Source organism: Protofrankia sp. CiT1 (genome assembly GCF_917627335.1).
In the GTDB taxonomy this organism is placed as follows: Bacteria; Actinomycetota; Actinomycetes; order Frankiales; family Frankiaceae; genus Protofrankia.
In genome coordinates this window covers 9259-16054 of the sequence record NZ_CAKJTP010000098.1, presented here as the reverse complement: position 1 = coordinate 16054, position 6796 = coordinate 9259, and the positions used below count along the sequence as shown (strand labels likewise).

At 67.3% G+C, this 6796-nt stretch carries 5 protein-coding genes; 1 reads left to right on the top strand and 4 read right to left on the bottom strand.

Annotation, left to right across the window (positions count from 1 at the left end; translation table 11 throughout):
* The 4 genes from MJ785_RS15205 to MJ785_RS15190 all read right to left on the bottom strand — a co-directional run.
* A partial coding sequence (locus tag MJ785_RS15205; RefSeq protein WP_239381439.1) for an acyl carrier protein occupies positions 1-279 on the bottom strand: 279 nt, incomplete at its 3' end.
* Positions 266-1264: an acyl-CoA desaturase gene (locus MJ785_RS15200; RefSeq protein WP_239312970.1), complete on the bottom strand. Its 999-nt coding sequence runs from the start codon at positions 1262-1264 to the stop codon at positions 266-268. The genes MJ785_RS15205 and MJ785_RS15200, both read right to left, overlap by 14 nt.
* Positions 1265-1282: 18 nt before the next feature.
* Positions 1283-2134 carry an acyl-CoA desaturase gene (locus MJ785_RS15195; protein WP_370652955.1) on the bottom strand — a complete coding sequence of 284 codons (852 nt, stop codon included), beginning with the start codon at positions 2132-2134 and terminating at the stop codon, positions 1283-1285.
* 128 nt (positions 2135-2262) lie between these two features.
* On the bottom strand, positions 2263-4083 hold the full coding sequence (locus tag MJ785_RS15190) for a fatty acyl-AMP ligase (RefSeq protein ID WP_239381437.1): 1821 nt from the start codon (positions 4081-4083) through the stop codon (positions 2263-2265).
* A gap of 839 nt (positions 4084-4922) precedes the next feature.
* On the opposite strand from MJ785_RS15190, the gene MJ785_RS15185 reads away from it, so the two are divergent.
* A complete protein-coding gene (locus MJ785_RS15185; protein WP_239381435.1) occupies positions 4923-6215 on the top strand; it encodes a helix-turn-helix domain-containing protein in 1293 nt (430 codons plus the stop codon).
* Positions 6216-6796 lie beyond the last annotated feature (581 nt).

Below are 6796 nucleotides of genomic sequence, written 5' to 3'. Positions count from 1 at the left end.
GCGTAGCTCCGTGGCCAGATAACCGCTCAGGTCGTCGATGGTCGGGTGCTCATAGAGCAGGCCGGGCGACAACCGCCTTTCGACGATCTTTTCCAGTGACCCGGAGACCTGAACAGCGACCCGTGAGTCAAGCCCGTACGCTTCGAACGGCTTGCGGGTGTCAATCTGGTCGGCTGGCGTGTCGATCCGCCGTGCGAGCTCCCCGATCAGCCACTGCCGGATCGACTCCTCGGTCAGCGGGCCGGTGGGTACCGAGCTGGTTTTCCTACGTCCGAACACGGATCTTCATGCTCCTGTCCAATTCGTGTTGTGTCGCGCGGCGCCGGACGGCTGCCTGCCGTTTCGCCGCGATGGTCGCTCTGTCCGGAGACCGCAGGTCCCAGACGACGCCGGCGCTGCCGAGCAGGGCCAGCGTCCAGCCGCTCAGATCTGGCTCCCAGGCACGGACGCCATGCCGATAGGAGCCCGGGAACGCGTGATGGTTGTTCTGCAGTCCCTCTCCGAAGGTGACGAGGGCTACCGGCCAGTTGTTGGCGCTGCGGTCGCCGTTGTCGAATGGCCGGCCGCCGATCATGTGGGAAATCGATCCGACGCACCAGGCGGCCTGGTTCGCCACGAACATCCGGGCAAGGCCACCGAAGACGAGGCCGGTCAGTGCCGACATGGCGGTCCGGCCGGCGGCGAACCCGATGAGTGCCGGCAGGAGCAGGCCAGCCAGCATCCAGAGCTGGTAGGTCCGGTGGTAGAAGAACAGCCGGCGGTCGCGCATGATATCGGGCGCCCACAGGCTCCAGCTGGAGCTCTCGTCGCTGAGCATCCACGGCATGTGCGCGTGCCAGAGTCCACGCAGCTTGTTGCGGACACCTTCGCCATGCAGGTTCGGGGTGTGCGGATCGCCCGGTCCGTCGCTGAACCGGTGATGCCGGCGATGGGTGGTGACCCAGTACATGATCGGCCCCTGCCCGCCCATCGAACCACTGATCAGCAGGATCGCCTCGAAGAACCGCGATGTTTTGAACGTCTTGTGGGCGAGATAGCGATGAAAACCGATGGTAATGCCACCCATATGCACGAAGTACAACGCGGCGAACAGCACCAGGTCGATCGTCGCGTACATTCCGCTGGCCAGCAGGTAGATCGCGGCGACACAACCGAGTCCAGGCAGCGCCATCATGGTGAACGCGGTCACCCGTTTGATGCGCCGGCTGGCCGGGTCGAGCTTCACGATGCCCGCGGCGAGCGGTTCGGCCGTAGCCGAGGACATGGCAGTCCCCCTAAATATCTACTCGGAATCTCCGCGCGGACCGGATTTCTTCGGATACCGCACATCCCGGGCAAGACCTGCGACATCGAGCAGCTGGATGAACAGCCCGGCGATGTCGAGCTGCCAGCGGGTGTGCCGGGTCTGGGCCAGGGCCGGCTGGGCATGGTGGTTGTTGTGCCAGGAGCCACCGACGGAGAAAGGAGAGAGCAGCGAGATGTTGCGGCTGTTGTCCCGAGTCGGATTGGGTCGACGGCCCAGCGTGTGGCCGAGGGAGTTGACTCCCCAAGTCACCTGGTCAAGCAGGAAAATCCGGGCGAGCCCGCCCCACAGAAGCCCCCCGACGGCGCCGCGTGGGCCGTCGACAAGGCCCCCGATCAGTGCCGGCAGCGCAAGGCCGAGAACGATCCAGCCGAAATAGTACCGGTTCAGTCTCATGACGAGCCGGTCCCGCAGCAGGTCCGGCACGTTCCTGCTCCAGTTGGCCCGGCGGATCGTGAACAGCCAGCCGACATGGCCGTGCCACAGGCCGCGCAGCCGGGCGAGGCGACCGTCGCCGATCGGGCGAGGGGAATGCGGGTCGCCGTCCCGGTCGGTGAACGCGTGGTGGATCCGGTGGGTGGCGACCCAGAACAGGATCGGTCCCTGCGCCGCCATGCTGCCGGCGACCCCCAGGAAGCTGGTCAGCGCCGGCCCCGCGCTGAAGGCGCGGTGGGAGAAGAAACGGTGCAGGCCGCCCTCCACCCCCAACGCCGTCACCAGGTACATGCCGGCGAGCAGTCCGAGGTCGGTCCAGGTGAACCCGTACCGGACGGCGAAGACGATCGCCGCGACCACGCCGAGGGCCGGCAGCCCGACGGTGACGTAGGCCATTCTGCGGGCGAGGGCGTCGGTGTCCGGACCGGTACCGGCTGATCCGGGAGCGATGATCCGCGTCCCGGTAGCCCCGGTAGCCCCGGCGGGCAGCGGCCGGACGGCCGGCGCGGTGTCGGTACAGGAGGTCATGCCGGGCATCCCGTCACAGCCGGGATGGGCTCGCGGCCTGGTCCGTGGCCGGCCGTGGCCGTGGCCAGCAGCCCCTGGCGGTACGCCGACCGGGTGGCGTCGCGCCGGATCTTCCCGCTGGTGGTGACGGGGATGACACCGACCGGGCCGAGCTGGACGTCGGCAGGCCGGACGCCGTGGTCGGCCGTCACGGCCGCTACCACCGTGTCGCGGATCTCCGCAGCCAGCGCGGCAGCCTGTCGCGCTGTCCCCCGGATCTCGGCGACGATAACGAGCCGTTCGGTTCCGGTATCACCGTCATCGTCCATGGAGAAGGCCGCGGCACGCCGCAGTGCGGGGTGTGCCCCGCGCACAGAGCTTTCGATGTCCTGAGGATAGAGGTTACGTCCGGCGATGACGATCACATCCTTGATTCGACCGGTGATGAACAGCTCGCCGTCGAGCAGGAATCCGAGGTCGCCGGTACGCAGGTAGCGGCGCTCGGAGGTATCAGCCGGCGGAGCCGAGGAGGCCAGCCGGGCGGCGAATGTGTCAGCGGTCCGCTCGGGCTGGCCGAGGTACCCGGCAGCGACGTTCGGGCCGTGTATCCAGATTTCGCCCACGCGGCCGGCGGACAAAGGCCGCATGGTTTCCGGACTAACGATGACGACCTCATGGCCTTCCGCGACCACACCACAGCTCACGATCGCCGCGGCATTCCTGTCAGCCGCGCTGAGCGGGCGGGCGTGCCCGTGCTCGAGCGCATCCCGGTCGAGCCATTCGGTGCGGACCGTGCTGCCCGCGGCCCGGCCCGAAACAAACAAAGTCGCCTCAGCCATGCCGTAACAGGGAATGAGCACGGACTCCCGGTAGCCGCAGCCGGAGAACCGGTCCCGGAACCGATCGAGAGTGGCCCGGGAAACTGGCTCCGAGCCGCAGAAGACCTGCCGCAGCGAGCTGAGGTCCAGCGTTGCCAGCTCGTCGTCGGTGACTGTCTCAGCGCACAGGTCGAACGCGAAGTTCGGGCCGACAGAGATGGTCACCTTATTGTCGGTGATCGCCTTGAGCCACCGGTAGGGCCGTTGCACGAAGTGCGCTGGCGAAAGCATGACAAGTGGCCAGCCGCCGTGCAGAGCCAGCATGATCGTTCCCATCAGGCCCATGTCATGGTAAGGCGGCAGCCACGAGCAGCCAACCCGCTCCGGGTCAGCCCCCGTGTTGGCTTCGAGCGTCCGGCAGTTGCTGACCAGGTTCGCGTGGGTCAGCACGATGCCCTTGGGCTGGCCGGTCGAACCGGAGGTGTACTGCAGCAGCGCGGGTGTCGCCGGGCCGGCACCGAGACTGGGAAGATCCGCACCGTCCGTGACGGTGCGGTCCGCTGCCGCGCCCGGTCGGGCTGATCCGTGCGGCATGGCGACCGTGTCCTCGACGAACAGCCACACCGGGCGGGTTGTGGCCGGCGGAAGCCTGGCGGTGAGAACGTCCGTCCGCCCCGCGAACCGCGCGTCGGTGATAACCGCGTCAGGTGCGCAGTCCCTGATAATCGACAGGAAGCGATCGGTCGCTCGGCGCCCGGTGGGCGGGAATGACGGCACCGCCGTCGCGCCCGCGGCGAAAATGCCGAACAGCGCGGCAATATAATGCAGCCCCGGATCGAGCGCGAGCATCACCCGATGACCTGTGAGCCCGTCACGCCGCAGTTTCTCGGCCAGCACTCCGGCGTGTACGGCCAGGTCCTGATAGGTCCAGTCGACGGCGTTGTCACCACTACCGTCCGGCAGGAAACGAAACGCGAGACGTGGTTGTTGCCGGGCACGAGCTGTAAGGATTTCACTCAACGAGGCACCTGGCCAGCAAACAGCAGGCTCCAAGTCGACTCCCCGAAATTTTTAGATCTGGAAATTAAATAAAATCATGCCATGTGCCTCGATCGGACGTCAATGCCTGCGATTCAAGTCCACACGAATCCCGCACATGATGTGCCAGGGAACAAGGAGAGCCGATCCAATTGTGCGCGGACACAATCCGACGCTGGGACGGCGGGAATCAGCTGGGTCGATCGTGCGCGACGATAAGATCATCAATCATTCACCGCGCCAGACGCTGGCAGCCCAGCGATGACCGATACCTGCTCCGACACCTTAAAATTACTTTCCGTAATAATTGGTACGCTCCGCAACAAGAGCCTGTTTCTGTCATGCTTCGATGCGCTGGCCTCCTCGATCCGCATGCCACCGTCGTGGCTGCCACCGTCACGCCGTCCCCGGCGCGCGGAGGCCGGGCCGGGCCCCATCCCCTGTTGGATAATGTTCACCGAGTCCAGCCGCTTCCTGATCGCCGCCGGATTTCGCTGCCACGCCACGGGGCCGCCAGGGGCCCGGAACTCCGTACCATCCCGCTGGGCGGGCGGACTCGGTTGCATAACAGGCGGACGCCGCCCTTTGGGTTCCGCCTGGTTGACTGATCGGATCACCATGCACAAAAACAGAGCGTAAAATCATGGCGTGCGCGTGGATGGTCTGCCGTTTTCCCGATGAAGTCGATACCTTCATAAATCCATCCGGCGGGGCGACAGGCCTGCGGATGTCAGCGCGCCACAAGCGGTCCCAGCCTTTCCTGCCGTACGACGACGTGTGATCGTGTGCGTGGTCGCGTCCTGCCGATAAGGAGCGGATACATGCCAACCGACCCGTTGCCTCCGACGGTGTTCACGCCGGCTGGGTGGGAGCAGGAGGCGGCAGGGGAGGACGTCGCATCGCTGCAGGAGCGCGCGCTGCACGCGCTGAAAGCGCGCCTGCCCGAGCTCGCGGAGGTTGTCGCCGCCTCGCTGCCTGCCGCGGAGCCGGCGTACTACGACGAAAGCATCCTGCCCCAGGAGCCAGCCCCGATGATCGGAAAATCCATCGAGAACGCCCTGGCGGCGCTACGCATCCCCGCGGATAAAACAGATAAAAGGGATAAACTGCTGGACTGGCCGCGCAGGGTCGGTGAGCGCTGCGGCCGGCAGGGGATGTCGGGCAAGGCTGTGCGGCGGGCATACGAGCTTGCTGGCAAAGCGGTCGCCAACGCGCTGACGCGGTGGACCGTCGAGGCCGATGTGCCCCTCCCCCGGGCCGCCGCGCTGCTCGACGATCTGTGGGACATCGTTGACGAGCATGCCGCCGCGGCGCTGGCCGCCCTGCGTGCGACCGAGATGGAGCTGCTGCGCGCGCAGACCGCCGACGTCCTGCTCGATGCCCTGCTCAACGGGGCAACCGACGCCAGCACCGTCGCCGCGGTCGCCAGATCCTTCGCCATGCCCGAGCAAGGCCGCTACGCGGTCATCGTGCGGCGCCCAACCGAGGGCGGGCCGATCCTCGACCCCGTCGATCTGCCGGTACGCGCGGGTACCGCCCGGCTGATCTGGCGGCTGTACGGGGAGAGCGCGGTCGGCGTGGCGGTGCTCGGGACGCTGCCGGTACCGTCCCTGGCCGGCCGCCTGCCCACGAACGACGGTTTCCGGACCGGCGTGAGCATGGCGGTGACGGGGCTGGCCACGCTCGGCCGGGCCCGCCGGCTCGCGGAACTGGCCTCCCGGACCCTCCCCCATGGTCTCGCCATTCTGGAGGAGCAGCTCCCGGCCGCGATTCTGACCGCCCAGCCGGACCTCGCGCACGAGCTGAAGGTTCTTGTGCTGGCACCGGTGCTGGGCCTCGACCCGGTGAACCGGGATCTGCTGCTGAACACGTTCGCGGTCTGGTTACGCTCGGACGGCTCGGCAGCGCAGGCCGCGACCGCGCTGTGCTGTCATCGGAACACCGTGCTGAACCGGCTACGGCGACTCGAACGGCTCACCCTGCGTTCACTGACCATTCCCCGGGATCTGGTCGAGCTGTCCCTGGCCCTGGAGGCGTTCCAGCTCCAGCGCCGCTCCATGGTCCCGCGCTGCCCGTCCTTCGGTGATCTCACCCCTTGGGCCGGGTCTCGCTGACGGGCCGTCCGGCCACGCACGCCACCGCCGCCGGCCTCGGGAACGGCCATCGTGGCGGTGCCCGGCGCGTCACCGGTGGCGGGATGGGCGAGAGCCCGCGCGGAAGGCACAGCCTGGAATTGAACTATGCGCCTTCGCTGTCCCGTGAGATGACGAGACCCCCGCGTCGGAGTCTTGGGATGGAGCTTACGACGCGGGGGTCTCACCTGGGAGCGTGTGTGAGATCGTCATTCCGGCTCGCCGCGCCCAGGCGCCCCTGGCCGCGTTGTCGGCCACACCGAGACAACTCATCCGGCATCGCTTCGGCCTTCCGCCTTGCCAGGGGGCACCTGGCCGCGGCTCACTGATCGAAAGCCCGATCTCACACACGCTCTGAGTGGCTTCGCCGCACATCGTTCCCGCGGGCGTGGTAGTGCCCGATGCCGATGGAGTGCCTGACGTCACCCCCGCTATCGGCCACGGCCCGCGGCGGCGGTAGCGAGATCACCGATCAGAGTGGAATAATACGGAAGGCCACCGGGGCATATCGTCAGCCGACAGCACGGCCGGCGGAGCCACTAAGAGCGACCGGCAATAGGGAC